General features: G+C 70.9%; 21 protein-coding genes and 1 riboswitch. Of the genes, 12 read left to right on the forward strand and 9 right to left on the reverse strand.

Annotation, left to right across the window (positions count from 1 at the left end):
• The first annotated feature begins 174 nt into the window (after positions 1 to 174).
• Positions 175 to 645 (forward strand): GNAT family N-acetyltransferase, encoded by a 471-nt coding sequence (locus CHC09_RS35180; protein WP_089297691.1) that lies wholly within the window; start codon positions 175 to 177, stop codon positions 643 to 645.
• 60 nt (positions 646 to 705) lie between these two features.
• On the opposite strand, the gene CHC09_RS35185 is transcribed toward CHC09_RS35180, so the two are convergent.
• Positions 706 to 1902 carry a hypothetical protein gene (locus CHC09_RS35185; RefSeq protein WP_089297589.1) on the reverse strand — a complete coding sequence of 399 codons (1197 nt, stop codon included), beginning with the start codon at positions 1900 to 1902 and terminating at the stop codon, positions 706 to 708.
• Between the two features lie 125 nt (positions 1903 to 2027).
• On the opposite strand from CHC09_RS35185, the gene CHC09_RS35190 reads away from it, so the two are divergent.
• Positions 2028 to 3743 carry a potassium channel family protein gene (locus CHC09_RS35190; protein ID WP_239138728.1) on the forward strand — a complete coding sequence of 572 codons (1716 nt, stop codon included), beginning with the start codon at positions 2028 to 2030 and terminating at the stop codon, positions 3741 to 3743.
• On the opposite strand, the gene CHC09_RS35195 is transcribed toward CHC09_RS35190, so the two are convergent.
• The gene (locus tag CHC09_RS35195; protein ID WP_089297591.1) at positions 3740 to 4951 is read right to left on the reverse strand and encodes a DUF4032 domain-containing protein; all 1212 of its coding nucleotides are present in this window, start codon (positions 4949 to 4951) and stop codon (positions 3740 to 3742) included. The two genes, CHC09_RS35190 and CHC09_RS35195, sit on opposite strands and share 4 nt — an antisense overlap.
• Before the next feature lie 91 nt (positions 4952 to 5042).
• Between CHC09_RS35195 and CHC09_RS35200 the strand changes: the two genes are divergently transcribed.
• Positions 5043 to 6425 (forward strand): trypsin-like serine peptidase, encoded by a 1383-nt coding sequence (locus CHC09_RS35200; RefSeq protein WP_089297592.1) that lies wholly within the window; start codon positions 5043 to 5045, stop codon positions 6423 to 6425.
• Positions 6426 to 6434: 9 nt separating this feature from the next.
• A complete protein-coding gene (locus CHC09_RS35205) occupies positions 6435 to 7154 on the forward strand; it encodes a phosphatase PAP2 family protein (protein WP_089297593.1) in 720 nt (239 codons plus the stop codon).
• A gap of 69 nt (positions 7155 to 7223) precedes the next feature.
• Here CHC09_RS35205 and nagA read toward each other — a convergent pair whose 3' ends face one another.
• Genes nagA through CHC09_RS35220 form a run of 3 tightly spaced genes read right to left on the reverse strand, consistent with a single transcriptional unit; the run spans position 7224 to position 10170 of the window.
• On the reverse strand, positions 7224 to 8318 hold the full coding sequence (gene nagA / locus CHC09_RS35210; protein WP_089297594.1) for an N-acetylglucosamine-6-phosphate deacetylase: 1095 nt from the start codon (positions 8316 to 8318) through the stop codon (positions 7224 to 7226).
• A complete protein-coding gene (locus CHC09_RS35215) occupies positions 8315 to 9241 on the reverse strand; it encodes an ROK family protein (protein ID WP_089297595.1) in 927 nt (308 codons plus the stop codon). Before CHC09_RS35215 ends, nagA begins: the two co-directional genes overlap by 4 nt.
• A complete protein-coding gene (locus tag CHC09_RS35220; RefSeq protein ID WP_089297596.1) occupies positions 9238 to 10170 on the reverse strand; it encodes an SIS domain-containing protein in 933 nt (310 codons plus the stop codon). The genes CHC09_RS35215 and CHC09_RS35220 overlap by 4 nt, the downstream gene beginning before the upstream one ends.
• 177 nt (positions 10171 to 10347) lie before the next feature.
• Here CHC09_RS35220 and CHC09_RS35225 point away from each other — a divergent pair, with 177 nt between their 5' ends.
• The 4 genes from CHC09_RS35225 to CHC09_RS35240 all read left to right on the forward strand — a co-directional run bounded on the left by CHC09_RS35225 (position 10348) and on the right by CHC09_RS35240 (position 13607).
• Complete coding sequence (locus CHC09_RS35225) at positions 10348 to 11133, forward strand: DeoR/GlpR family DNA-binding transcription regulator (protein WP_089297692.1); 786 nt, start codon at positions 10348 to 10350, stop codon at positions 11131 to 11133.
• Between the two features lie 37 nt (positions 11134 to 11170).
• A complete protein-coding gene (locus tag CHC09_RS35230) occupies positions 11171 to 12157 on the forward strand; it encodes an ABC transporter ATP-binding protein (RefSeq protein WP_089297597.1) in 987 nt (328 codons plus the stop codon).
• Positions 12154 to 13152, forward strand: a complete 999-nt coding sequence (locus tag CHC09_RS35235) for an ABC transporter permease subunit (protein ID WP_089297598.1) — start codon at positions 12154 to 12156, stop codon at positions 13150 to 13152. Before CHC09_RS35230 ends, CHC09_RS35235 begins: the two co-directional genes overlap by 4 nt.
• 92 nt (positions 13153 to 13244) lie before the next feature.
• The gene (locus tag CHC09_RS35240) at positions 13245 to 13607 is read left to right on the forward strand and encodes a DUF3263 domain-containing protein (protein WP_089297599.1); all 363 of its coding nucleotides are present in this window, start codon (positions 13245 to 13247) and stop codon (positions 13605 to 13607) included.
• Here CHC09_RS35240 and CHC09_RS35245 read toward each other — a convergent pair.
• The gene (locus tag CHC09_RS35245) at positions 13604 to 15814 is read right to left on the reverse strand and encodes an AAA family ATPase (RefSeq protein ID WP_089297600.1); all 2211 of its coding nucleotides are present in this window, start codon (positions 15812 to 15814) and stop codon (positions 13604 to 13606) included. The genes CHC09_RS35240 and CHC09_RS35245 overlap by 4 nt on opposite strands.
• Before the next feature lie 167 nt (positions 15815 to 15981).
• Between CHC09_RS35245 and CHC09_RS35250 the strand changes: the two genes are divergently transcribed.
• The 3 genes from CHC09_RS35250 (at position 15982) to thrC (ending at position 21077) form a co-directional block, all read left to right on the forward strand.
• The gene (locus CHC09_RS35250) at positions 15982 to 18687 is read left to right on the forward strand and encodes an alpha/beta fold hydrolase (RefSeq protein WP_089297601.1); all 2706 of its coding nucleotides are present in this window, start codon (positions 15982 to 15984) and stop codon (positions 18685 to 18687) included.
• The gene (locus CHC09_RS35255; RefSeq protein WP_089297602.1) at positions 18684 to 19547 is read left to right on the forward strand and encodes an ABC transporter permease; all 864 of its coding nucleotides are present in this window, start codon (positions 18684 to 18686) and stop codon (positions 19545 to 19547) included. Before CHC09_RS35250 ends, CHC09_RS35255 begins: the two co-directional genes overlap by 4 nt.
• 100 nt (positions 19548 to 19647) lie before the next feature.
• Positions 19648 to 19782, forward strand: a riboswitch (SAM riboswitch).
• An 11-nt stretch (positions 19783 to 19793) separates the two neighbouring features.
• Complete coding sequence (gene thrC / locus CHC09_RS35260) at positions 19794 to 21077, forward strand: threonine synthase (RefSeq protein WP_089297603.1); 1284 nt, start codon at positions 19794 to 19796, stop codon at positions 21075 to 21077.
• Between the two features lie 217 nt (positions 21078 to 21294).
• Here the strand turns inward: thrC and CHC09_RS35265 are convergent, their stop codons facing one another.
• The gene (locus CHC09_RS35265; RefSeq protein WP_089297604.1) at positions 21295 to 21756 is read right to left on the reverse strand and encodes a hypothetical protein; all 462 of its coding nucleotides are present in this window, start codon (positions 21754 to 21756) and stop codon (positions 21295 to 21297) included.
• The gene (locus CHC09_RS35270; RefSeq protein ID WP_089297605.1) at positions 21756 to 22262 is read right to left on the reverse strand and encodes a GNAT family N-acetyltransferase; all 507 of its coding nucleotides are present in this window, start codon (positions 22260 to 22262) and stop codon (positions 21756 to 21758) included. Before CHC09_RS35270 ends, CHC09_RS35265 begins: the two co-directional genes overlap by 1 nt.
• 486 nt (positions 22263 to 22748) lie before the next feature.
• Between CHC09_RS35270 and groL the strand changes: the two genes are divergently transcribed.
• On the forward strand, positions 22749 to 24371 hold the full coding sequence (gene groL / locus CHC09_RS35275) for a chaperonin GroEL (RefSeq protein ID WP_089297606.1): 1623 nt from the start codon (positions 22749 to 22751) through the stop codon (positions 24369 to 24371).
• Between the two features lie 106 nt (positions 24372 to 24477).
• Here the strand turns inward: groL and CHC09_RS35280 are convergent, their stop codons facing one another.
• On the reverse strand, positions 24478 to 25710 hold the full coding sequence (locus CHC09_RS35280) for an MFS transporter (RefSeq protein ID WP_089297607.1): 1233 nt from the start codon (positions 25708 to 25710) through the stop codon (positions 24478 to 24480).
• Between the last annotated feature and the right edge of the window lie 18 nt (positions 25711 to 25728).

Consider the following 25728-nt stretch of genomic DNA (forward strand, 5'->3'; position numbering starts at 1 on the left):
CCCGGCGGCGTTTTCGGAGCCGTCATCCGGAGCTGGCATTTTGTCGCCTCCGCCGTCGTGGTTTCGGCCCGTCATTTTACCGAGCGCACGCGCGCCGTTCGCGCCGGTGGAAATCTGTCCGACTGGCAGAGATTGAATGCTGAAGCGTGACATGGCCGCCGCTAGGGTGGCGCCATGCGCATCGAACGCGTGACCTCTGCTGAGGAGATCAACCGCGGGGCCGACCTCTTCGACGCGCCGCCGATCCCCGAGGCGACCCACCGCTTCCTCGGCGAGCCCACCCACCATCTCCTGTTCGCTTACGACGACGCGGACTGCCCGGTCGGGATGATCTCCGGGGTCGAGACCACCCATCCGGACAAGGGCACCGAGATGCTCGTCTACGAGCTCGGGGTGGCGCCGATCGCCCGGCTGCAGGGGATCGGGAGCGCGCTGGTCACCGCGCTCGCCGAGCTGGCCCGCGACCGAGGCTGCTACGGCATGTGGGTGGCGACCGAGAACGACAACGCTGCCGCGCTGGCCACCTACCGGTCCGCCGGCGCGCTGGAGGAGACCACGTTCACGCTGTTGAGCTGGGATCTGCTGGCCGATTCGCCGACCGGCCCCGGACTGCTGGCCGACCGGTCCCGGACGGGACAGAAGTAATCGCTTGAAACGGCGGAGAGCGCGCACCGCGAGGGTGCGCGCTCTCCGGAGAACCGGGGGTCAGCGGCCGAGCGTCGAGCCGATCGGCTTCTCGAGCGTGCGCGGGCCGTTTCCCTTGGAGTAGGGGGCGACGGAGGCCGGCGCGGCCTTGGAGGGCGCGACGGCCGGAGCCGTCGCCGGGGCGAGACCCGGGCGGGCCGGGGCGCCGTACGGAGAGGTTGCCGGGGCCGGGTCGGAAGCCTCGGCGACCTGGCCGACGGGGGTGCTGGTCGGGCGCTCGTAGCGGGCGCCACCCAGCGCGGACACGTTCGTGATGCCGTCCGGCAGCAGTCCGCCGACCACGGAGAAGCCGCCGAGCAGCGGAAGGCTCCGCGTCAGGCCGGCGGCCGGGAGCCCGCCCGGGATGGTGCTCTCCTCGCGGCTCTCCCGGATGTTCCGGCGGAGCTCCGGCGGGCAGTCGTCCTGGTTGGACCCGGTCGGGAGGAAACGCCGCCCGCCCTGGCCGAGATCCAGCAGCGGCGGGTGGTCGATCAGGTCGATGCCGATCGGGTTGGCCTGGTGGAGGTCGTGCGCCTGGGACAGCACGTGGTCCAGGGGGTTCTCGCCGGCGACCGGCCCGACCCAGGTCAGGACGGGCAGGGCGGTGATGGCGGCGGGCTGGTTCGCCGCGGGCAGCGCCGGGATCGGGTTGTTCTGGGCCCCGGGGAGGTTCTGCTGGGGCACCAGGTCGTTGTTCTGGAGCCCGGGGGTGTTCTGCTGGGGCACCAGGTCGTTCTGCTGGGGCACCAGGTCGTTGTTCTGGAGCCCGGGGGTGTCGTTGTACTGGGGCAGCCAGTCGTTGTTCTGGAGCCCGGGGGTGTCGTTGTACTGCGGCAGCCAGTCGTTGTTCTGGATCCCGGTGTTGTTGAAGAGCGGGGACGGGTTGTCCTGCGCCCCGGGGATGTTCTGCAGCGGGGGAATGTTGTTCGGGGCCCCGGGGATGGTGTTCTGCGGGGACAGGTTGTTCTGGGTAACGGTCGTGTTGTGCTGCAGGTACCAGCTGTGCGGGGTCCCGACGCTGTGCGGGGACAGCAGGTCTTGCGAGTGGAACAGGTCGTGCAGGGGGTCGTGCATGGTTCCGCCGGTTCGCGCGGTGCCGCAGCACGTCCCTTCGGTGTTCCGGTTCGGCGACGCGACGTCGGCCTGGGCGGGTGCGGCCCCGGAGAGCATGAGCCCACCGGCGATCAGGCCGGCTCCGGCATACAAGAACTTACGCACTGAAAATTCTCCAGACCACTTCGGACGATGATGTTTATCTAATTTCTACCAATTCGGGCGAATGGTGTCGGATGAGGCAACGTGCGGCCCCATGGGCCGGTAACGGCTGGCTACGATTCCTGAACGTGAGCGCGGAAACCCCTTCAGGCCCCGATACCCGCCCCCACCTGGTCGTCTGTGGTTCCGACGCGCTGGTCTGGACGCTCGCCGACGAACTGGCGAATTCCCGTCATCGGATCCGGCTCACGGTGATCACCCCACGCGAGATCCGGCCGGACGTTCCCGATCTGCGGGTGCTCACGGAGCGCGGTGTCGAACTGAGACATGCCGATCGGCTGGACGAGCCGGCGTTCCGGGACGCGGGACTGGCCGGGGCCTCCGCCCTCGCCCTGGTGATGCCGGACGACATGGTCAACCTGCAGGCCGCCTTCTGCGCCCACGAGATCGAGGAGAAGCTGCGGGTGGTGGTCCGGATGTTCAATACCGGCCTGGCCGGCAGCGTGAGCCGGATCTTCCCGGACCACGTGGTGCTCTCCGACGCCGAGATGGCCGCGCCGGCGTTCGTCGCGGCGGCGCTCGGCGAGGTCGCGCCGACCCACTTCCGCCGCGGCGACCGTACGCTCTATGTCGCCCACCGTGCCGACGTGCCGGCCCGCAACGTGATGCTGAGCCTGGCCACCGAGGCCGAAGGCGAGGTGACGGTGCTGCCGCCGGAGCCCGCACCCGAGGCGGCCCGGCCGGACGACCTCGTGCTGGCCCAGGCGCTCGGCGGCTCGGCCGAGGGGGACGTGACCCGTCGGCTGCTGGCCCGGGCCGGCCGGCGGCGCCGCCCGCTGGCCGCCTTCGGCCGTGCGCTGCGCGCCGCGCTCAACCGCAAGCTCGGCATCGCGGTATTGATCACCATGATCACCACGGTGCTGGCCGGTGCGGTGCTGAACGCGTGGGACGAGACCGATCACAGTCTCTGGGAGTCGATCTACGTCACTCTGATGACCGCGGTCGGTGCGTCCGATGTGGAGGAGAAGCGCAACTCGATCGCCCAGGCCGCGCAGCTGGTGCTGACCATCGCCGGGCTGGCGCTGCTGCCGCTGATCACCGCGGCCGTGGTGGACGGCATGGTCAACGCCCGGCTGGCGCTCAGCCAGGGCCGGTTGGCCGGCGAGCTACGCGACCACATCGTGCTGGTCGGGCTCGGCAACGTCGGCACCCAGGTGCTGCGCCAACTGCACGATCTCGGGGTGCGGGTGGTCGCGATCGACCGGCACTCCGACGCCCGCGGCGTGAAGTCCGCCCAGCGACGCGGCATCCCGGTGATCGTCGGTGACGCCTCTCGTGAGGAGACCCTGCGAGCGGCCTCGATCGCCACCTGTCGCGCGTTGATCGTGGTCTCCACGAACGACCCGGTGAACCTGCAGGCCGCGCTGCACGCCCGGGCGATCCGGGAGGATCTGCGCGTGGTGCTGCGGCTCTTCGACGACGACTTCGCCCAGCGGTTCGGTACGGCGTTCGACATCAACGCGTCGCGCAGCGTTTCCCGGCTCTGCGCCCCGGCGTTCGCCGCCGCCCTGCTGGAGCGCAACGTGCACGCCAGCATCCCGGTCGATCGGCACGTCCTGCCGGTCGGCACGGTCACCGTGCAGGCCGGGTCCGAACTGGACGGTGTGCTGCTGAGCGAGATCGACCATCCGACGCAGGCCCGGGTGGTCGGCATGTCGTCCGCCGGGCAGGGGTGGATCGACTGGCGGCCGGATCCGCGCCGGGTGCTCACCGCCGGCGACGGGGTTCTGGTGGTCGCCCGTCAGCGGGCGCTCCGAGCCCTGGTGGAGCGCTCCAAGCCCTAGGGGACCAGCTCCTCCGCGTCGACGCCCAGCACGGCCTGCTCGTCCGGCTTGTTGACCAGCACCTCGGTCAGGTACGACTGCACGGCCGGGCCCATGCCCACGTCCCGCCCGGCCTTCTCGGAGAGCAGCCACTTGTGCTGGATGATCTGCGAGAAGATCTCCTGCGGCTCGAGCTTCCGGCGCAGGTTCACCGGGACGGCCCGGACCACCGGCTCGAAGACCTCGGTCAGCCAGCGGTGCGCGGCCTGCTGCTCCTCGATCAGCGCGCTCTCCGCGCGGTAGGCGTCCAGGTCGTTGAGGAGCTGGCGGGCCTGGTTCTCCTCGGCGTCCAGGCCGGTCAGGCGCATCAGGCGGCGGGTGTGGTACCCGGCGTCGACGACCTTCGGCCGCACCCGGTAGCCGCCGTCAACGGTGGACATCGACACCTCGGCGACGTCGAAGCCCATCTCGTTGAGCCGCCGCATCCGCCGCTCGATGTGGTGCCGGGCGTCCTTCGAGACCTCCTGCTCGTAGGTCACCTCGTGCCACAGCCGTTCATATCGGGCCACGATGTCGTCGACCACCGACTCCGGGTCGATCGATTCGTGCAGCAGCTCGGCGGCCTGCAGGTCGAGGCACTCGCCGAAGATGTTCAGCCGGAGGATCTCGATGTCCTCGCTGCGCTGCCCCTCGGACAGCTTCGGGTACAGATTGCCGGTCTCGGCGTCGACGAGATAGGCCGCGAACGCACCGGCGTCCCGGCGGAACAGCGTGTTGGAGAGCGAGCAGTCGCCCCAGGAGAACCCGGTCAGGTGCATCCGCACGATCAGCGCGGCCAGCGCGTCGAGCAGCCGGTTCATCGTGTCGGGGCGCAGCACGCGGGAGAAGAGGGCGCGGTAGGGCAGGGAGAACTGGAGGTGCCGGGTGACCAGCACGGTCTCCAGCGGCTCGCCGTCCGGCGTCTCCCGGTCGGTGGCGATGGCGACCGCCTGCACCGCCGGGAAGTCGATCCGCTCCAGCGCTCGGAGCAGGTCGTACTCCTTCTCGGCGATCCGCTCCCGGGTCTCCTTCATCGCGTAGACGACGTCGTTGAGCTTGACGAACCGCACCACGTGCCGCGAGATGCCCTGCGGCAGGGCGACCAGGTGATCGGCCGGCCACTCCTCGAGCGGCACGTGCCACGGCAGGTCCAGCAGCGCGGGGTCGATGAGGGCGGAGGTGATGCGCACCGACCAAGTGTGCCCGCTCGCCCTCCGCGTCGCGCTCGTACGTGGTTCGTTACACAGGTGCGAAAGCGCCGACGACGCACCGGGGAGTGGCATGCGACGTAAGACAGGATTGATCGTCGGAACGTGTGTCGCCCTCGTCCTGGCCGGAGCGGCCGGCTCGGCGGCGGCGACCGGTGGCGGCGATCATCCGGTCGGGACCTGGCATCCGGCGCCAGGGGTGTCGCGTACCCCGGTGGCGGTCGAGGGGACGCTGCCCGCCGCGACCACCGGCCCGTCCTCCCCGGGCGCCCCCGGTTCGGCGGCGACCTCGGCGGCACCGGCGGGCCCCGCGGCGAAGGCCGGCAGCGCGTCACCGGTGGCGGAGCCGCGGCGGGCCGGGCGCGCCCTGGAATCCGCCGCCGCACCGGGTCGCCAGCAGGTCGGCGTACTGCAGAACGTCGGCAAACTGCTCGGGTACCGGGCCGGGCCGCCCAAGGAGACCTTCCGATATCCCGGTGCCTCCTACGTCAAGCTGCACTTCTCCCGCATGGCGATGCTCCCCGGCGACTACCTGACCGTGTCGAACCCGGACCGCACCGAGTCGTACCGGTACGAGGCGGGCTCGAACAAGAAGTGGGCCATGTCGATCACCGGCGACACCGCGGTCGTCGAGGTGCACCGGGCGATCGACCCGTTCGGCGTGCGCTCGGCCCTCGACGGCCTGGGCGTCAACGTCGACCGGGCGGCCCGCGGGTTCAGCCGCGCCGAGCAGGCCAGGGTGCCCGAGCAGACGATGGTGCCGCCCGGCCGGACCGGCCGTGAGGAGTCGATCTGCGGCAAGGACAGCTCCGCCGACGCGATCTGCTACCAGTCGACCGACCCGGTCGCCTACGTCAAGTCGAAGGCGATCGCCCGGCTGCTGATCAACGGCACCGAGCTGTGCACCGGCTGGCGGGTCGGCTCGAACAACCGGATGCTCACCAACAACCACTGCCTGAGCACTTCGACCGAGGCGTACGAGACCGAGGCCTGGTTCAACTATCAGTGCGCCGCGTGCGGCGGCTACGACGTGTTCAAGCCGACCAAGGTCTGGGGCGACCAGGTCCTCTCCACCGACCACCTGCTCGACTACACGCTGTTCAGCGTCGAGGGTTTCGACTCGATCGGGAAGTTCGGGTACCTGACGCTGGACACCGCGCGCCCGGCCAAGGGCACGGAGCTCTACGTGCCGCAGCATCCGGCCGGTGAGCCGACGCGGATCGCCGGGGCCAAGGGGGACGAGGCCGGCAACTGCGTGGTCGACAACCCCGACTACACCGGCTACAGCGTGCACTCGGACGTCTCGTACCTCTGCGACACCGCGGGCGGCTCCTCCGGCTCCCCGGTGCTGTCCCGCAGGACCAACAAGGTGGTGGGGCTGCATCACTTCGGTGGCTGCCCGAACTCCGGGGTGCGGGGCGACCTGCTCGCCGCCAAGTTGCGCGCGTACCTCTAGTTTTGATGGATGACCCAGACGATCACCGTGCGCCGGACCCTGCCCTGGTGGCCTGATCTCCTGCTGCTCGCGGCGTTCGCGGCGCTCACGGTGGCGCTGATCAACGGCCACCTGCTGACGCTCGATCAGCGGGTGGCCGACTGGTCGTTCGGCCACCAGCCGCCGATCCCGTACTGGACCGCCCGGGTCTTCAACTATCTGGGCCAGGGCGGTCAGGTGCTGACGCCGATCGCCCTGATCCTGACGGCACTGCTGGTTTACCGCACCCGATCAGTGCGCGCCATCTTTCCCTTCATTGCCGCCTATATCGTGATGTATCTGACGATCGGCCCGATGAAGCTCTATTTCGACCGCGCCGCGCCGCGCTACAAGGGCCCGTTCAAGACCGAGATGTTCAACCCCGTCGCGAGCGGGGACGCGAGTCGCAGCTTCCCGTCCGGGCACGTGGGCAACTCGCTGGTCTGGTACGCCGTCCTCGGAATCCTGATCGCCGCACTGCTGCGCCGCGCGCTGACCCGGTGGGAGCTCTTCATGATCCGGGTCCTCCCGGTGGTGATCGTCTTCATCACGACGGTCTACACGGGCTTCCACTGGCTCACCGACTCGGTCGCCGGCCTCCTGCTCGGCCTCGTCCTCGCCCGCCTCGTCGAACGCGTCCCCTGGGACGCCATCCCGCTTCCCGCGCTACGCGGCTGGTCCCGCCCAGCCTTCCAGAATCAACCCCTTTAACCCCATTCGGCGGTACGACCTAGGAGTCCCGCCGACAGCCCTGCCGGGCCACGTCCCGTGCCGGGGAGCTCAGCTCACCCGGCCGCCGCCGCGAACGACGCCCTTGAGCCGCAGCTCGGCGTCGAGGACGACGAGATCGGCACGGAGGCCGGGGGACAGAGCACCACGATCGGCGAGGCCGAGCAGCCATGCCGGGGTGGTCGACGACATCGCCACCGCGTCCTGCAGCGGCAGCCCCGCCGCGACCGCGTTGCGCAGCGCGACGTCCATGGTCAGCGTGCTGCCCGCGATCGAGGAATCCCGAGTCAGCCGCGCCACCCGGTCCGTCACGACGACCGCCTGGCCGCCGAGCTCGTACTCCCCGTCCGGCATCCCGGTGGCGTCCATCGCGTCGGTGACCAGGATCGACCGCTCCGGACCGGCGCTGCGCGCGGCGAACGCCAGCATCCCCGGGTGCAGGTGGATGTTGTCCGCGATCAGCTCGACCGTCGCGGTGGAGGAGAGCAGGCCGACGACCGGCCCGGGCTCGCGGTGGTGGACCGGGCGCATCCCGTTGAACAGGTGGGTGGCCACGCTCGCACCGGCGGTCACCCCGGCGTGGGTCTGGTCGTAGGAGGCGTCGGTGTGCCCGATCGCCGCGAGCACCCCGGCGTCGCGCAGGATGGAGATCGCTTCCAGGGCTCCGTCCAGCTCCGGCGCGACGGTCATCATCCGTACCGCGCCCTCGCCGGTTCTGATCAGCTCGGTGATCTCGCCCGGAGCCGGGTCCCGCAGGTAGGCGGGGTTCTGCGCCCCGCACCGCACCGCGGAGAGATAGGGCCCCTCGAAGTGGATCCCGGCCAGCACCCCTTCGTCGACCAGCGGCCGGAACGCGAGGGTCGCCGACCGCATCAGCTCGAACGGCGAGCTGACCAGGCTGGCCAGCACGGTGGTGGTGCCGTGCGAGAGGTGGAACCCGGCCGCCCCGCGGGCCGCCTCCGGGTCACCGGTGGTGAACGTGTGCCCGCCGCCGCCGTGGCAGTGCAGGTCGACGAAGCCCGGCACGATCACGTCGTCGCCGGCGGCGCTGTCCGGGACGATCGCCGCGATGGTCGAGCCGTCGACGTCGAGGTGCCCGGTCACGATTCCGGATGGGGTGACGATCCGGCCGGAGATGCGCGTCATGCCAGGGTTCCCAGACAGTCGAGGGCGAGCAGTGCGGAGCCTAGGCAGCCGGCGGTATCGCCCAGCTCGGCCCGGACGATCTCGGGGGTGCGGTGGAAGGTGACCCGCCGGGCGAACGCCTCCCGGACCGGCGTCAGCAGCCCGTCGCGGGCCTCGGCCAGCCCGCCGCCGAGCACCACCACCCCGACGTCGTAGAGCGCCTGGGCGGTGAGCAGGCCGTCGGCGAGCGCCTCGATCGCGTCCCGCCACACCTGGGCGGCCAGCTGCTCGCCGGCCGCGGCTCGGGTCGCCACGTCGAAGGCGGTGGCGCCGGACTCGCCGGTTAGCTCGGCGTACCGTCGCCCGATCGCCCGGGCCGACGCCTCCGTCTCCAGGCAGCCACGCAGGCCGCAACCGCAGGGCTGCCCGCCGGGACGGACCGTCACGTGCCCGATCTCGCCGGCCGCGCCGTGCGCGCCGGAGTACCCGGCACCGTCCACCACCAGGCCGCTGGCGATGCCGGTGCCGATCGCGACGAAGAGCACGTGCCGGCGGCCGCGTCCGGCGCCGAGGCGGGCCTCGGCGAGGGCGCCGACGCGCACGTCGTGGCCGAGCGCCACCGGCAGTTCCAGGCGCCGTGCGGCCAGGTCGCGCAGCGGGACGTCGCGGAAGCCCACGTTCGACGACCAGACCGCGACACCGCTGGCCTCGTCGACCACCCCGGGCACCGCGATGCCGGCCGCGACCGGGGTGAGCCCGTCGGCGCGGGCCCGGCCGGCCAGCCCCTCGGCGATGCTCAGGATGTTCTCGGTGACCGTCTCCGGACCGCGCTCGGCCCGGGTCGGGTGCCGTTCCTCGTGGTGCACCGCGCCGTCCGGGCGGACCAGCGCGCACTTCATACCGGTGCCCCCGACGTCGAGGGCGATGACGACGGTTTCGCTCACGAGTGTTCGGGCAGCACGATCGAGCGGGGCAGGCCGCTCGGGTTGTCCGGGTCCATGCCCTGGGTGGTGGCCAGCAGCACGGCCACCCGCTGCGCGAGGACCAGGTCGGCCATCGGGTCGAGCGGGGCGCGGCCGCCGACCCAGCGCCCCAGGGAGGCGTACCCACCGTGGTGCCGGCTGTGCACGAACGCCGCGCCGCGGGCCTCCACCTCGTCGGCGAGGCCGGGCGGCACGTCACCGAACGCCCAGACCACCCGGCGCGGGCCGGCGATCGAGATCGGGCCGTGCCGGTAGTCCATGGCCGGGTACGACTCGGTCCAGAAGCCGGCCGTCTCCCGGCACTTCAGGGCGGCCTCCTCGGCCAGGCCGACGGTCCAGCCCCGGCCCAGGAACGTGATCTGATCGGTGAGCGCCGGGTGCACCGGCAGCGGGAGGCGGACCGCCACCTCGGCGTCCATCGCGGTGGCCTCGATGTCGTGGCCCAGGTGCGCCCGGAGCAGGGCCAGCACGCTGGTGGCGAAGCGGGTCTGCACCACCGACCTCTCGTCGGCGAAGTCCAGCACCACGGCGTGTCCGGCGATCTCCGCGGCCGGCTCGGCCGGGTCGGCGGTGAACACGGTGATCGGGGTCTCCGCGCGGACCGCCCGCATCACTTCGAGGGTCTCGGTGGTGGTGCCGGAGCGGGTGATCGCGAGGATGCGGTCGTAGCGGCGCCCGTACGGAAAGTCGGAGGACTGGAAGGCGTCGGTCTCACCGTGCCCGGCCTGCTCCCGCAGCACCGCGTAGGACTTCGCCATGAACCAGGAGGTGCCGCAGCCGATGACGGCCACCCGCTCCCCGTGGCTCGGAAGCCCGGGTGAGTCGGCCATTTTTGCCGCCTGCCGCCAGCAATCCGGTTGGCTGGCGATTTCCGCCTTTACGTGCGTCATGGCTCATCCTCAGCGGTTGTGCTGCGCATTCAAGCTCGGTACCCGGTTATTTCGCGCGTTATTGTGCTCACGACGCGAGCGCCGGGGCAAGTACCGCGCACGCGCCCTCTTTGCTTCATGGCCTTTCGCGCACTAATGTGCACACACTTATCATGGAACGTGCATCGGGGAGTGCGGGTGGACCGGTACGCGCGGTGGAATGCCCTGCTTGAGCTGCTCACGGACAGTGGCCGGGTGACCGTCGAGGAGGCTGCCGAGCGCCTGGACGTCTCCCAGGCGACCATCCGGCGTGACTTCGACCAGCTCGCACAGCAACAGATGATCACCCGAACCCGAGGCGGCGCGGTCGCCAACGGCGTCTCCTACGACCTTCCGCTACGGTACAAGAGCGCTAAGCACTCGGCCGAGAAACAGCGGATCGGTGAGGCCGCGGCGCGCCTGGTCACCCCCGGTACGGTCGTCGGGCTGAACGGCGGCACCACGATCACCGAGGTGGCCCGGGCCCTGGCGGTCCGCCCCGACCTGAACGTCGGCGGCGAGGGCTCCCAGCTGACGGTCGTCACCAACGCCCTGAACATCGCCAACGAACTTCTGGTCCGCTCCCGGATGAAGATCGTGGTGGCGGGTGGCGTGGTCCGCCCGCAGTCCTTCGAGGTGGTCGGCCCGCTCGGCGGGGCCCTCCTGAAGGAGGTCACGCTCGACATCGCGCTGCTCGGCGTCGACGCCCTCGACGTCGAGCTGGGCGCCGCCTCCCATCACGAGGGCGAGGCCGCCATGAACAGCCTGATGGTGGCGCGTGCCAAGCGCGTCGTGGTGATCGCCGACTCGTCCAAGCTGGGCAGCCACGCGTTCGCCCGGATCTGCCCGATCACCCAGATCGAAACGCTGGTCACCGACTCCGGGGCGCCGGCGTCCACGATCGCCGCGTTCCGGGAGGCCGGAGTCGATGTGATCTGCGCTTGACCTCCCGGGTTCGACGCTGATCACTTAAGGTGCGGCGATGACCGCCGTACTCGAGATATCAGGGCTGCGGAAGACGTATCGCGGCCGCAAGGGTGTCCGGAAGGCGCTGGACGGCTTCGACATGGTCGTGGAGGCCGGCCAGGTGCACGGCTTCCTCGGCCCGAACGGATCCGGCAAGACCACCACGCTGCGTACGCTGCTCGGCCTGATCAAGCCGAACGACGGCCGGATGACGATCCTCGGCCAGGAGGTCCCCCGCCACCTGCCGCAGGTCGCCGGACTCGTCGGCGCGATCGTGGAGAGCCCCCAGTTCTTCGGGAACTTCAGCGCCGAGACCACGCTGTCACTGCTGGCCGACGCCGGCGGGGTCAACCCGCACCGGGTGCCCGCGGTGCTCGAACTGGTCGGGCTGCGGGACCGGGCCAAGGACCGGGTGAAGACCTACTCGCTCGGCATGAAGCAGCGCCTTGCGGTGGCCTCCGCGCTGCTCAAGGAGCCGAAGCTGCTGATCCTGGACGAGCCGGCGAACGGTCTCGACCCGGGCGGCATCCGGGAGATGCGCACCCTGATGGCGGACCTGGCCGCGTCCGGGATGACCGTGCTGCTCTCCAGCCACATCCTCGGCGAGATCCAGCTGATCTGCGACTCGGTGACGATCATCTCGGCCGGTCGGCGGGTGGCCGCGGGCTCCGTCTCCGAGGTGCTGGCCAGCCACACCTCGGCCACCGTGAAGGTGCGCCTGGAGCCGGGGGTGGACCTGCCCGGTGCCGTGGCGATCCTGCGCGCGGCGGGCGCCGTGATCCCCTCCCTGGAGAAGGACCACTTCACCGTGGGAAACGCGACCAACCCGGCTCAGATCACCAAGCTGCTGGCCGAGAAGCAGATCTACGTCTCCGAGCTGACCCCGGTCTCGGCCGACCTGGAGGACGTGTTCCTCAAGCTCACCGGCACGGCGCCGGTCGACGGGGCGAACCGGCAGGTCGATCAGGTGGCGGCGGAGACGCAGGGCGGGTGGGGTCAGTGAGTCTCTACAGGGCGGAGACGCGCCGGCTCTCCAAGCGGCGGTTCACCAGGTTGTTCGTGGTGCTCGTGCTGCTTGTGCTGGGGCTGCTCGCGGCCGGCACGGCGTACAGCTACCAGAAGGTCACCCCGGCCGCGCTGGCCGCCGCACAGGCCGACGCCGAGCGCGACTTCCAGGAGCAGGTGAAGTTCGCCGAGCAGGAGAAGGAGCGGTGCGTCCAGGCACCGGCCGAGTTCGGCGGAAGCTGTGATGAGCTCTGGGTGCCGGTCCGGGAGGACTACCGGGCGGAGAACTACATGCCGTCGCCGTTCGACTTCCGGGAGAGCTTCCCGGACATGGTGATCACCTTCGCCGCACTGCTCGCGCTGGTCGCCTTCATTATCGGCGCGTCCTTCGTGGGGGCCGAGTGGAACAGCGGCGGCATGATGAACCTCCTGCTCTGGCGTCCACAACGGCTGCAGGTGCTCGCCACCAAGCTGTCCGCGCTGATTGTCTGGCTGTTCGGCCTGACCGTGCTCACCGGCGCGGCCTGGACCGGGCTGTTTTGGCTGATCGCGACGTTCCGCGGGACTACCGCCCGGATGACGCCCGGTGTCTGGCAGTCGATCGGCCTGACGGGTCTGCGCGGCCTGGGACTGGTGCTGGTGGCCGGCGCGATCGGGTTCGGTATCGCGTCGATAGGCCGGCACACCGCGGCGGCGCTGGGCGCGGTGCTCGCCGTGGCGGTGGTCTTCCAGTTCGGCCTGGGTGTGGTCCTGGAGCTGGCCAAGGTCAAATTCGCGCAGGCGTACCTGCTGCCGTACTGGATCCTGGCCTGGATGTACAAGTCGACGGAGGTCATCGACGACAATGCGCCGTGTGACTTCTCCGTCACCACCGGGTGCGAACAGCCGGTGTTCACCATTACCTGGCAGCTGGCCGGGGCGGTGTTCCTCTTGGTGACAACCATCATTGTGGGTGCCGCAATGTGGACGATCCGTAGGCGAGACATTACATGAGGTAGTTTACGCGGAGATCGCCGGCGGCGTTTAAGCTGGTGATCTCCGCGTATACATCCGTGCTCACGAATATCCTGCCGCCAGGGAGTGCCATGCAGCCCGCCGCCGAACCGACCGGTGACCAGCCGGTCGAGGAGCAGCAGCACATCCCCGTGCCCCGTGCCCCGGAGCCGGTCACCGACGAGGCCCCGGTGGAGGCGGCCACCGCCGAGGCTCCCGCGGAGCCGGCCCTGACCGAGCGGGACCAGCAGATCCTCGCCTTCGAGGCCAGGTGGTGGCGGCACGCCGGCGCCAAGGAGCAGGCGATCCGGGACACCTTCGACCTCTCCTCGACCCGCTACTACCAGCTTCTGAACACCCTGCTCGACAACCCCGCCGCGCTGGAACAGGATCCGGTGCTGATCGGCCGCCTGCGGCGGCTCCGATCGACGCGGGCCCGGACCCGCCGCCGCTAGGAACGACTCCGCGCGTACGCCTCCAGCCAGGCCACCTGGTCCGCGTCGAGAGAGGGCCGGACCCGCTCACGAGCGGCGTCCACGTTCGCCGCGGTGACCGTGGACGCGTCCAGCGAGTCGCGCATCGCGGCCAGCGCCGACTCCCGGATCAGTGCAGCGCAGTCCGCCGCCGAGAACCCCTCCAGCTCCGCCCCGAGCACGTCCAGATCGATCGCGTCGTCCAGCGGCACCGCCCGGGACGACGCACGCAGGATCGCCGTCCGCGCCGGACCGTCCGGCGGCGGCACGTAGATCAGGCGCTCCAGCCGGCCGGGCCGCAGCAGCGCCGGGTCGATCAGATCGGGCCGGTTCGTCGCCCCGATCACGACCACGTTGCGCAGGTCCTCCACCCCGTCCAACTCGGTCAGCAGCGCCGCCACCACCCGGTCGGTGACGCCGCCGTCGGTGCCCTGCCCGCGGGCCGGGGCCAGCGCGTCCACCTCGTCCAGGAAGACCAGGGTCGGCGCCGCCTCCCGGGCCCGGCGGAACAGCTCACGGACCGCCCGCTCGCTGTCACCCACCCACTTGCTGAGCAGCTCGGCGCCCTTGACCGAGAGCACGTTCGCCTTGCCCGTCCCGGCGATCGCCTTGACCAGGTACGTCTTGCCGCACCCGGGCGGACCGTAGAGCAGCACCCCACGCGGCGGGGAGACACCCAGCCGGGCGAAGGTGTCCGGATAGGTCAGCGGCCAGAGCACCGACTCGGTGAGCACCTGCTTCACCTCGGCCAGGTCACCGACATCGTCCAGGGTGACGGCGGCGACCTCCAGCGTGGAGTCGGCCATCGAGGTCGGCCGGACCACGTCGAGCGCCGCCTCGAAGTCGGCCATGGTCACGATCGGGGAGTCCGACTCCTTCTGCCGGAGCGCGGCGCGAACCCCGGCCTCACGCGCCAGCGCGCCGAGATCGGCCGCGACAAACCCGGGGGTGCGACCGGCCACGTCGTCCAGCCGCACGTCCTCGGCGAGCGGCATGCCACGGGTCAGCACGCTCAGCTGCTCACGGCGCATCGCGGCGTCCGGCAACGGCACGGTGAGCTGCACGGCGAGCAGGTCCGGTGCGCGCAGCGACGGGTCGACCGCCTCCGGCTTGCTGGTGGTGCAGACCACCGCCGCGCCGCCGGCCACCGTCTCGGCGAGCACCTGGCGGAACACGGTGGACAGCGGGCCCGGCTCGTCCCGGGGCGCGAGCGCCTCGACGTCCGAGACCAGCAGCACCGCGGGCCGGTCACCGCGCACCTCACTCGCCAGGGCACGCAGCCGCCGGGCCGCCGCGTCGTTGGTGAGGGCGGCCAGCTCCGGGGCCCAGACCGGGCGTACCTCCGCGCCGACGGTGGCCGCGACCGCCCGTACCAGCGCGGATTTGCCGGAACCGGATGGTCCGGAGAGCAGGATGCCGAGGCTCACCCTGGTGCCCAGCTTGGTCAGCACCTCGCGGTGGTGGAAGCCCAGGTCGAGCAGTTCCTCCAGCTCCTTGGCCTGGGCCCGGAGGCCGGGCAGGTCGTCGATGCTGGGCGGGGGCACCTCCGGATCGGTGGAGGCGGGCGCCTGCGGCGGCACGCCACGGACCGTGACCGTGCCGCCCGCCGCGGCCGCCACCGGCCCGTCCTGCCAGGCCACCACGGTGTCCATGGTCACCAGCGCGGTGGCCGCCTCCTCGACGGCGACGACGGCCAGTAGGGTGCTGGTCCAGGCGTAGCCGACCCGGTTGGCCAGGCTGCGCCGCGCCGCCTCGACCAGCGAGCGGTGCCCGGCCTCCGGCAGCACGTCCTGCGGCAGCAGCGACACATCGTCGCCGGCGGTCACCACCTTGCCGAGCAGCGCCAGTCGCAGCATCTCCGGGGAGACCACGGCGACGATCTCCGGAGCCCCGGAGAGGGTCACCCGCCGCGCCCCGGTGACCGCGATCGGGGTGACCGTGACCTGGCCACCGTCGCGCATGCCGAGGTTGCCGAGGGTTAGGTCGTCGGCGTAGAGCAGGGCCCGGCCGGCTCCGCCCTCGGCCCGGGCGACGATCCCGGCGGTGACCCGGGTCCCGGCCAGCCGCACCGGATCGCCGGGGTTCAGCGCGAGGGCCGCCATCACCTCCGGGTGCAGGCGGACGATGCCGCGCCGGGCGTCGAGGGCCGCCGGCCGCAGGGTCACGGTAAGCGTGAGTTCGTCTGCCACCGCGGATGCCTCCGATTGATCGTCTGGGGCGCTACGCCGTCCAAGCTATCCGCCACGGGGCAACCGGCAGGACCCCGGCGAGCGTGACCAAGCAGTTCAGCACCGGGCGGGGCTACCCGCGCGCCTTCACAGCCGCTGCTCAGGAGCGTCCGGCTAGGTTGTCGGCCATGTCTGCGTTCCCCCGGGTGACCCGGCGCCGGGCGGTCACCGCCGCGGTGGTGCTCGTGCTGATCATCGCTGCGGCGATCTGGGCGGTGCTGCCGGAGCGGGCCGACTGGACCGCGCAGGACCTGCGGATCACGGTGCGTTCCGGCCCCGGCGACGATCAGCCGGTCGATCTGGACGCCCGCTTCCTGCTGCCCGCGGGCCGCTCCGGCCGGGTGCCCGCGGTGCTGCTCGCACACGGGTTCGGTGGCACCAAGGACTCGGTCCGGTCGGACGCCGAGTCGCTCGCCGCCCGCGGCTACGCGGTGCTCACCTGGACCGCCCGGGGCTTCGGCCGCAGCACCGGTGAGATCCACCTGGACAGTCCCGACTACGAGGTCAAGGACGCCCAGCGCCTGCTCGACTGGCTGGCCCAGCGCCCCGAGGTGCGGACCGACGCGGCCGGCGACCCCCGGGTGGGCGTGGTCGGCGGCTCGTACGGCGGTGCCCTCGCCCTGCTGCTGGCCGGTCAGGACCGGCGGGTCGACGCGATCGTCCCGTCGATCACCTGGAACGACCTGAGCCGCTCCTTCCTCCCGCAGGCCGCGGAGACCGGCACCACCGGGGTGTTCAAGAAGAGCTGGGCCGGCCTCTTCTTCGGCAGCAGCTCCGGCGGTGACAACCCGGCCTGTGGGCGCTTCGCCGCCGACGTCTGCCAGGCGTACCTGTCGATGGCCACCACCGGCGTCCCCGACCAGGCCACCCTCGACCTGCTGCGGAAGTCCAGCCCGGCCACGGTGCTCGACCGGATCAAGGCACCGACGCTGCTGATCCAGGGCGCGGTGGACACGCTCTTCCCGCTCTCCGAGGCGGACGCCAACGCCAAGGGCATCGCGGCCGCCGGCACGCCGGTCCGGGTCGCCTGGTTCACCGGTGGGCACGACGGCGGCACCGGGCCGGGTTCCGACCAGGACCGGGTCAAGTACCTCACGATCCAGTGGCTCGACCACTACCTGAACGGGAAGGGCGCGGCGCCCGGCGACGACTTCACCTGGTCCCGGGTGGCCGGGTTCAGCGCGCTCGACCGGGACCTGGTCACCAACGGGTACTCGGCGACGGCGTACCCGGGAGTCACCGGAACCGGAAGCGCCCGCCTCGACCTCAGCGGAGCGGCGCAGCCGATCGCCAACCCGCCGAACGGCAACCCGGGTGCGATCTCCTCGCTGCCCGGCCTCGGCAGCCGGCTCACCTCTCTGCTCAGCGGCAACGTCGCCAGCGACATCCCGGGCCAGCACGCCACGTTCACCACCGCGCCGCTGGCCGCCGCGGTCGACGTGGCCGGTTCGCCCACGGTGCGGTTGCGGGCCGCCTCACCGACCGGCGAGGCGGTGCTCTTCGTCAAGCTCTACGACGTCGACCAGGGTGATGCGGCCACGCTCAGCGCCGGCCTGGTCGCCCCGGTCCGGCTCACCGGGCTGGCCAAGGACCTCAGCCAGGCGCAGCCGGTGACCGTCACGCTGCCGGCGATCGTCCGGCAACTCGCGGCCGGGCACACCCTGCGGGTCGTCGTCGCCACCTCGGACCAGGCGTTCCTCTCGCCGGCCGCCCCCGCCACCTACACCGTGGCGGTCGACGGGCAGCTGACGCTGCCGACCCTGGTGGGCAAGCCGATCGCCTCCCCAGCGGCGATCTGGTGGTACGTCCTCGGCGCGCTGATCCTGGTCGTGCTGCTCGGCCTCGCCGTGCTGCTGCTGGTGCGCCGGGCCCGCCGGCGTCGCCGGGTGACCACGGTGACCGCGGAGTACGCCGACACCCCGCTGGTCGTCACCGGCCTGCGCAAGGCGTACCAGGACGGGTTCGTCGCGGTCGAGGAGATCGGCTTCACCGTCGAGCGCGGCCAGGTCGTCGGCCTGCTCGGCCCGAACGGCGCCGGCAAGACCACGACGCTGCGGGTGCTGATGGGCCTGACCACCCCGACCGCCGGGGAGATCCACGTCTTCGGGCACCGGCTGGTCCCGGGCGCGCAGATCCTGTCCCGGGTCGGCGCGCTGGTCGAGGGCCCCGGCTTCCTGCCGCACCTGACCGGGCGGCAGAACCTGCGGGCGTACTGGCAGGCCACCGGCCGGCCGTGGGCCGACGCGCGCTTCGACGAGGCGCTGGAGATCGCGGGCCTGGGCGCCTCGGTGGACCGGAAGACCAAGAACTACAGCCACGGCATGCGCCAGCGGCTGGCCATCGCCCAGGCCATGCTCGGCCTGCCCGAACTGCTGGTGCTCGACGAGCCGACGGACGGCCTCGACCCGCCGCAGATCGCCGAGATGCGCCGGGTGCTCCAGCGGTACGCCACCGACGGCCGGGCCGTGCTGGTCTCCAGCCACCTGCTCGCCGAGGTGGAGCAGACCTGCACGCACGCGGTCGTGGTGAACAAGGGCCGGATCGTGGCGTCCGGCCCGGTCGACGAGATCGTCGGCGATTCGCCGACGGTGGCCATCGACGTCACCGACGTTTCGGCCGCCACCGACATCCTCACCGGCCTGGGCGTCCGCTCGGTCACCCCGGACGGTGCCACCGGCCTGATCGTGGACATGAACGGCACACCGCGTGCCGAAGTGGTGGCGTCCCTGGTCCGCGCCGGGGTCGGCGTGGACCGGGTGGTCCCGCGCCGCCGGCTGGAGGACGCGTTCCTGGCCCTGGTGGGCGACAACTCCCGGGGGAGTGGAGACCGATGACCGTAGGTTCCGCGGTGGGCTACCGACCCTCGCGCACGCTGCCGATCCGCGCGGAGATCCGCCGGCAGGCGTCCCGGCGCCGTACTCAGCTGGCGCTCGGCTTCATGGTGCTGCTGCCCCTGATCATCCTGCTCGCCTTCGAGTTCGGCGGCGGCGGTGACGACGACGACCGCAACCGCGGCACCGCCTTCAGCAGCCTGGTCGACCTGGCGACCTCGGGCGGACTCAACTTCGCCCTGTTCTGCCTGGCGGTGTCGGCCGGCTTCCTGCTCGTGGTGGTCTTCGCGCTCTTCGCCGGGGACACGGTGGCCAGCGAGGCGAGCTGGGGGAGCCTGCGCTACCTGCTGGCGATCCCGGTCCCGCGGGCCCGGCTGCTGGCGGTCAAGCTGGTGGTGGCGCTGGCGTACTCCTTCGTCGCGCTCTTCCTGCTCGCCGGGACGGGGCTGCTGGTCGGGACGCTGCGGTACGGCTGGCACCCGCTGGGCAGCACCATCGCCGCGCAGATCCCGCCCGGGCAGGGGGTGCTGCGCCTGCTCGGCATCCTCGCCTACCTCGCGGTGGTCCTGCTCGTGGTGGCCGGCCTGGCGTTCCTGCTGTCGGTGCTCACCGACGCCGCGCTGGGGGCGGTCGGCGGGGCCGTGCTGCTCTGGATCCTGTCCAGCATCCTGGACCAGATCACCGCCCTCGGGTCGATCCGGAACGCCCTTCCGACCCACTACAGCGACGCCTGGATGGGGCTGCTCTCCACCCCGATCCAGACCGAGGACCTGGCCAAGGGGGCGATCTCGGCGATCGTGTACGCGGTCGTGTTCTGGGGTTCGGCGTTTTTCCGCTTCACCCGTAAGGACGTCACGTCCTGACCGTCGTCGAACGCGTGCCGGAGAAGGAAGTCGCTCACACCTCGGGAACTCCATGCGGAGAAGCCGGAATCTCGTCGTAAGCTTCGGGAAACAACTGAATACCTCATCCAGAGGGGCAGAGGGAACGGCCCGATGAAGCCCCGGCAACCACCGCGCATGTCTCGATGACGAGGCCGCGTGCGGCAGGTGCTAATTCCGTCCCCCGTGGCAGGTCGCCGCCGGGGAAAGATGAGAGGGAAGGCCTCGATGACGACTACCGTCAGTGCACCCAGCGCTATCACCACCTCGCCCGCCCGCGGCCTGGTCTGCCGCGCCTGTGGCGCGGAATATCCGCTGGCCGCGCAGCACGCCTGTTACGAGTGTTTCGGCCCGCTCGAGGTGGCCTACGACGAGGCCGCCCTCGCGCGGGTGACCCGGGCCGAGATCGAGGCGGGCCCGCAGAACATCTGGCGCTACGCGGCGCTGCTTCCGGCCGGGCAGGACCCGGCGACCCGGGTGACCCTCGATCCGGGCCTGACTCCGCTGGTCAGCGCCCCGCTGCTGGCGGCGGAGCTGGGGATCACCGGGGCGCTCTGGATCAAGGACGACTCGCAGAACCCGACGCACTCGTTCAAGGACCGGGTGGTGTCGGTGGCGCTGACCGCGGCGAAGGAGCTGGGCTTCACCCGCTTCTCCTGCGCCTCGACCGGCAACCTGGCGAACTCGGTGGCCGCCCACGCGGCCCGGGCCGGCGTGCCCAGCATCGTCTTCATCCCGGCCGACCTGGAGCAGGGCAAGGTCGTGACGACCGCGGTCTACGGTGGCGAGCTGGTCGCCATCGAGGGGTCGTACGACGACGTGAACCGGCTCTGCAGCGAGCTGGTGGAGACCGACGAGTTCGAGGACACCGCATTCGTCAACGTGAACGTCCGGCCCTTCTACGCGGAGGGTTCGAAGACGCTCGGCTACGAGGTGGCCGAGCAGCTCGGCTGGCGGATCCCCGCGCAGGTGGTCATCCCGATGGCCTCCGGTGAGCTGCTCACCAAGGTGGACAAGGCGTTCAGCGAGCTGGTCGAGATCGGACTGGTCGAGGCGCCGGAGGACGGCTGGACGGTGTTCGGCGCGCAGTCGGCCGGCTGCAACCCGATCGCGGTCGCGCTGCACAACGACACCGACGTGATCACCCCGGTGAAGCCGACCGGCATCGCGAAGTCGCTGAACATCGGTGACCCGGCCGCCGGGCCGTACGCGATCGAGGCGGTCCGCCGGACCGGTGGCTGGATGGACTACGCGGACGACGCGGAGATCCGCGCCGGCATCCGGCTGCTCGCCGAGACCACCGGGATCTTCGCCGAGACGGCCGGCGGCACCACCATCGCGGTCCTGAAGAAGCTGGTGGAAAGCGGCAAACTGGACCCGGCCAAGGAGACGGTCGTCTACAACACGGGCGAGGGGCTGAAGACCCTCGACGCGGTCGCCGGCGAGGTCGGCCCGACACATCGGATCAAGCCCTCGCTGCGCGGCGCTCGCGAGGCTGGCCTGCTCGGATAACCCTTGGTAACCGGACATCTGCCGGTTGTCGAATATTCCTACCTCCGAGGACTTGCGCGCCGATCTCCGGATCGGCAGGATGCTTGTCGCGGGAGGACGCGACGCCGTACGAGGCCCCTCACCTGAGCTTGGCGACAATCTCCGAGGGACCCAACGACCCCATCGCTGACCCAATGGCTACGGCCGGAGGCGTTGTGCGTCCGTCCTCCCGACCAAATCATCGCCAGAGCCTTCCCAGCCAGGACCTCCGCAGCCACGGGCGCAGAGGCAGCTCCGGCGGATAACCTCCGTCCTCCAGCCCGGCGTGGCGTTCGAACCAGTTGTGGACGCCGTAGGACCCGGTCGCCAGGTAGGACCAGCCACAAGCGACCCAGTACGCCGGCCAGAAGAGCGGACCGAGCACCGCGTACTGCCCGGCGTGCCGGCTCTCGTGGGCGAACAGAACGGCCCGCTCCTCGGCCAGCAGCCACTCGGCGCTGCGCCGCGTGATGATCACCGAGCCGATCGTGAAGCAGGACGCCGGCGGCATGCGCAGCCGCCAGCCCTCGGCGATCAGCACCCCGTCGCGTCCACGCCGGATCCTCGTGCGGGTGACCAGTGCGAGCAGCAGCCCGGCGCAGGTGGTCCCGTTGGCGGCGGTGAGAACCGTCCGCGTGACGTGCCAGCGCCGGGGCGGCATCAGATCCGCCTGCGCATCCGCAACTCGGTGAGGACCGGCACCGTCGGGTGCGGCAGGCGCACGCCGGTGTCCTCGAAACCCAGCTTCTCGTACGCCCGGACGGCCCGCCCGTTGCCGGCCACGACCTCGAGCATCAACTCGTGCCGCCCGGCCGCGGTGGACCAGTCGGCGACCGCCTCGATCAGGCTGGCGAGCATCTTGCCGCCCCGGCACGCGGGCGTCAGGTAGACCGAGAAGACGACGGTGGCCAGCGGCTCGTCCGGGGCGACGGTGCCCCCGGCGTGCCCGAGCAGCGGTCCGTCGCCCGGATCGGCGACGAACTGGGCGAGCTCCGGGCCCTCCGCCGCCAGGCCGAGCCGTTGCCGGTATCCCTCGTGGGACCGGGCGGCCGCCTGGGCCAGCGTCTCGAGGAAGGCGAGGGGACTGTCGGCCAGCATCTCCAGCCGCAGGGCGCGCATCCGGCCGGCGTCTTTCGAGGTGATCCGGCGCACGGTCCAACTCTCCATGCCGTCCTCATTACTCGCCGGGGGCTGCGCGGGCAACCTTCTTGCCTCAAACGGGATCCGGCTCGCCGCCGGCGGGGGGTCCGGACGCCTGCCGCGAACGGGGTCCGGATGAGACGGGCGTGACTTCGCCCAGGGCTGAAGCCGGCCGTCCGTACCGCGCTGACCTGGGTGTTCAAGATCTTTTCGTCGGTTTCCGGGCCGGTATCGAGCTTTCGCGGGAAGATGGGGTTTCTTGCACTCGGTACCCGGGAGTGCTAAACAAGTGATTGGCACTCGCACCCTGTGAGTGCCAGCAGGTCGGGACGGTGGGGTTCCGGTCGCGGTGCCGCCATCGGTGCCGGGACACGAAACCGGTCGTCGCGGGCTATCCGGCTCGGCCTGAGGACGTCACATCGCCAGGTGGTGACGTCCACAGACTTCCTCAAATGTGCGGAGGGCGGGGCCGACGAGGCCCGGCACCGCGGATGTCCGGGAGGACAACGCCGTATGGCCAAGATCATCGCATTCGACGAGGAGGCTCGTCGGGGCCTCGAGCGGGGCATGAACCAGCTCGCCGACGCGGTCAAGGTGACCCTCGGCCCGAAGGGTCGTAACGTCGTTCTCGAGAAGAAGTGGGGCGCCCCCACGATCACCAACGATGGTGTATCCATCGCCAAGGAGATCGAGCTCGAGGACACCTTCGAGAAGATCGGCGCCGAGCTGGTCAAGGAGGTCGCCAAGAAGACCGACGACGTCGCCGGTGACGGCACGACGACGGCGACCGTCCTGGCGCAGGCGCTGGTCCGCGAGGGCCTGCGCAACGTTGCCGCCGGCGCGAACCCGATGGCCCTGAAGCGGGGCATCGAGGCCGCCGTGGCCAGCGTCTCCGAGGCCCTGCAGCAGCTGGCCAAGGACGTGGAGACCAAGGAGCAGATCGCCTCCACCGCGTCCATCTCGGCCGGTGACTCCACGGTCGGCGAGATCATCGCCGAGGCCATGGACAAGGTCGGCAAGGAAGGCGTCATCACCGTCGAGGAGAGCAACACCTTCGGGCTGGAGCTGGAGCTCACCGAGGGTATGCGCTTCGACAAGGGCTACATCTCGGCCTACTTCATGACCGACGCCGAGCGGATGGAGGCCGTCTTCGACGACCCCTACATCCTGATCGCCAACAGCAAGATCTCCGCGGTGAAGGACCTGCTCCCGATCCTCGAGAAGGTCATGCAGTCCGGCAAGCCGCTGGTCATCATCGCCGAGGACGTCGAGGGCGAGGCCCTGGCCACCCTGGTCGTGAACAAGGTCCGTGGCACCTTCAAGTCCGTCGCCGTCAAGGCTCCGGGCTTCGGTGACCGCCGCAAGGCCATGCTGGAGGACATCGCCATCCTCACCGGTGGCGCCGTCATCAGCGAAGAGGTCGGCCTCAAGCTGGACGCCGCCGACCTGACCCTGCTGGGCCAGGCTCGCAAGATCGTCATCACCAAGGACGAGACCACCATCGTCGACGGTTCCGGCAACGCCGAGCAGATCCAGGGCCGGGTCAACCAGATCCGCGCCGAGATCGAGCGCTCGGACTCCGACTACGACCGTGAGAAGCTGCAGGAGCGCCTGGCCAAGCTGGCCGGTGGCGTTGCGGTGATCAAGGTCGGCGCGGCCACCGAGGTCGAGCTGAAGGAGCGCAAGCACCGCATCGAGGACGCCGTTCGCAACGCGAAGGCGGCCGTCGAGGAGGGCATCGTCCCCGGTGGTGGCGTCGCGCTGGTGCAGGCCGGCAAGACCGCGTTCGACAAGCTGGACCTGGCCGGCGACGAGGCCACCGGTGCCAACATCGTCAAGGTCGCCCTGGACGCCCCGCTGCGCCAGATCGCCGTGAACGCCGGCCTCGAGGGCGGCGTCGTGGTGGAGAAGGTTCGCAACCTGGAGGCCGGTCACGGCCTGAACGCCGCGAACGGCGAGTACGTTGACCTGCTGGCCGCGGGCATCATCGACCCGGCCAAGGTCACCCGCTCGGCGCTGCAGAACGCCGCGTCGATCGCCGCGCTGTTCCTCACCACCGAGGCCGTCGTGGCCGACAAGCCGGAGAAGAACCCGGCCCCGGCCGGCGCCCCCGGCGGCGGCGACATGGACTTCTGAGTCCAGCCGTAACAAACAGAATCGGGCGGGTCGCTTTCGCGACCCGCCCGTTCCGTATTTTCCAGGCCCGTCCTGCCGCCCCGTGATCGGCAAGACAGGCCACGGCCTAAACCTTCTCGAGCACGGCCGGGACGTCGTCGGTGAGGTCGCGCAGGCCGCGAACCTTCGACGTCAGATAGATCACCGGCGAGATCGCGGTCAGCGCGCCGAAGAGCAGCAGCGTGGTGCGGGCGCCCAGCGGGCCGGCCAGCGCGCCCGCGATCAGGCCGCCGAGCGGGATCGCGCCCCAGGACACGAACTTCACCGTGGCGATCACCCGGGACAGCAGGTGCGGTGGGCTGGCCGTCATCCGGTACGTCCGGGTGGTCACGCTGAGCACCACCGTCGAGATCGCGAAGACGGTGTTCCCGGCGGCGAACGCGACGAACGCGGTCGTGCCGGTGCCCAACGGAATGATCAGTGCCCCGGCCACCCCGACGAACGCCGCGATGATCAGTGCCCGGGCGGTGCCGACCCGCCTGGTGAACCGGGTGGTCAGCATCGCGCCGACGAGCGTGCCGAGGCCGTCGGTGGCGATCAGCAGCCCGACCAGCCAGGGCGCCGCGTGCAGCTCGCGGAACAGGTAATACGGGAAGAGCGCGAGCATCGCGCCGCAGACCAGATTGGTCGCCGTGGCGTCCCACATGGCCGGCCCGATGATCGGGTGTCGGGTCACGTAGTGCCAGCCCTCGCGGATCAGCTCGGTCATCGGCGGCTGGTGACCGGCCGGCTCGGAGCGGCGTGCGGGCAGGGTGCGCAGCAGGGACGCCGAGAACAGGTAACTCGCCACGTCCACGAGCAGGGTCGGCACCGCCCCGAGCAGCTGTACGACCAGGCCACCCAGCGATGGTCCGCCGAGATCGTTGGCGGCGTGCGTACCGGAGATGAGGCTGTTGCGGGACTGGAGTTGCTCGGCCGGGACGATCTCCGGCAGGAAGGTCTGGTTCGCCACGTCGAACAGCACGTTGGCGAAGCTGATCACCAGGGCCACCACGAGCAGCTGCGCGATCGTCAGCAGCCCGGCCCACCAGGCCAGCGGGACCGAGGCCACCGCGAGCGCCCGGATCAGGTCGGCGCCGACCTGGATGCCGCGCAGCGGCAGGCGGTGCACGATCACCCCGGCCGGCAGGCTGATCAGCAGGTAGGCGAGGTAGGTCGCGGCGGTGATCAGACCCATCTCGAAGGCGGACGCGTGCAACACCGTGAGCGCGGTCAGCGGGAGCGCCATCCTGCCCACCGCCGAGCCGAGCTGACTGGTCGCACTCGCGGTCCACCAGCGCCAGAACGTAGTCAGTTTCATAATGGAACTGACTATAGT

The sequence above is a fragment of the Actinoplanes regularis genome (assembly GCF_900188005.1).
GTDB lineage: Bacteria > Actinomycetota > Actinomycetes > Mycobacteriales > Micromonosporaceae > Actinoplanes > Actinoplanes regularis.

Excerpts from the sequence above, each read along its gene's own strand:
- CHC09_RS35180 (WP_089297691.1), top strand. The coding sequence starts at position 175 with ATGCGCATCGAACGCGTGACCTCTGCTGAGGAGATCAACCGCGGGGCC.
- CHC09_RS35200 (WP_089297592.1), top strand. The coding sequence starts at position 5,043 with ATGCGACGTAAGACAGGATTGATCGTCGGAACGTGTGTCGCCCTCGTC.
- CHC09_RS35205 (WP_089297593.1), top strand. The coding sequence starts at position 6,435 with ATGACCCAGACGATCACCGTGCGCCGGACCCTGCCCTGGTGGCCTGAT.
- nagA (WP_089297594.1), bottom strand. The coding sequence starts at position 8,318 with ATGACGCGCATCTCCGGCCGGATCGTCACCCCATCCGGAATCGTGACC.
- CHC09_RS35220 (WP_089297596.1), bottom strand. The coding sequence starts at position 10,170 with ATGACGCACGTAAAGGCGGAAATCGCCAGCCAACCGGATTGCTGGCGG.
- CHC09_RS35230 (WP_089297597.1), top strand. The coding sequence starts at position 11,171 with ATGACCGCCGTACTCGAGATATCAGGGCTGCGGAAGACGTATCGCGGC.
- CHC09_RS35240 (WP_089297599.1), top strand. The coding sequence starts at position 13,245 with ATGCAGCCCGCCGCCGAACCGACCGGTGACCAGCCGGTCGAGGAGCAG.
- CHC09_RS35250 (WP_089297601.1), top strand. The coding sequence starts at position 15,982 with ATGTCTGCGTTCCCCCGGGTGACCCGGCGCCGGGCGGTCACCGCCGCG.
- CHC09_RS35255 (WP_089297602.1), top strand. The coding sequence starts at position 18,684 with ATGACCGTAGGTTCCGCGGTGGGCTACCGACCCTCGCGCACGCTGCCG.
- thrC (WP_089297603.1), top strand. The coding sequence starts at position 19,794 with ATGACGACTACCGTCAGTGCACCCAGCGCTATCACCACCTCGCCCGCC.
- CHC09_RS35265 (WP_089297604.1), bottom strand. The coding sequence starts at position 21,756 with ATGCCGCCCCGGCGCTGGCACGTCACGCGGACGGTTCTCACCGCCGCC.
- CHC09_RS35270 (WP_089297605.1), bottom strand. The coding sequence starts at position 22,262 with ATGGAGAGTTGGACCGTGCGCCGGATCACCTCGAAAGACGCCGGCCGG.
- groL (WP_089297606.1), top strand. The coding sequence starts at position 22,749 with ATGGCCAAGATCATCGCATTCGACGAGGAGGCTCGTCGGGGCCTCGAG.
- CHC09_RS35280 (WP_089297607.1), bottom strand. The coding sequence starts at position 25,710 with ATGAAACTGACTACGTTCTGGCGCTGGTGGACCGCGAGTGCGACCAGT.